This is a genomic window from Aminobacter sp. P4_D5 (assembly GCF_056401815.1).
This window is the reverse complement of sequence record NZ_JBFUIP010000849.1, coordinates 1-653: the sequence shown is the minus strand read 5'-3', so window position 1 is coordinate 653 and position 653 is coordinate 1. Positions and strand designations below refer to the sequence as shown.

General features: G+C 72.4%; 1 protein-coding gene. It reads left to right on the top strand.

From position 1 onward, the window contains the following. Positions 1–653, top strand: a 653-nt coding sequence (locus AC1DWF_RS35370; protein ID WP_476843128.1) for a hydantoinase B/oxoprolinase family protein, incomplete at both ends; no start/stop codon positions are given.

Sequence of the window (653 nt, the reverse complement as noted above, 5' to 3'; positions counted from 1 at the left end):
GCGCAATTCGCCGCGCTGGACCTGATGGAGCGCCGCGTGCTCGGCCTGCTCGCGGAGCACGGGTTGCCGGACCTCGCGGGGCTGGCGGAGGAGATCCAGTCGCGCTCGGAGCGCGCCACGCGCGCGGCGATCGCGGCCGTGCCGGACGGCGTCTATCGCGCCTCCGTGCAGACGGACGGGCTCGACCAGCCGCTGAAGCTGCAGCTCGCGCTGACCGTGTCCGGGGACGAGATCCTGGCCGACTATGCGGGGTCCGATCCGCAGGTGGCGCGCGCCATCAACGTCTGCCTTGCCTACACCTTCGCCTATACGGCCTTCGCGGTGAAGGCGGCGATATGTCCCGCCGTGCCCAACAACGAGGGCAGCTTCCGGCCGCTCAAGGTGACGGCGCCGGAGGGCTGCATCCTCAACTCCGCCCATCCCGCCGCCGGCGGGGCGCGCGCGCTGACCGGGCATTTCCTCCCCGCACTGGTGCTGTCGGCCCTGGCCGACGCGCTGCCGGATCGCGTCGTCGCCGGCGTCGGCTCGCCCCTCTGGTGCCTCGGCTTCTCCGGCTTCCGCGCCGATGGAAAGCCCATCGCCAACGCGCTCTTCCTCAATGGCGGCTACGGCGCGAGCTCCGGCATGGACGGGGCGAACGTGCTGAGCTGGCC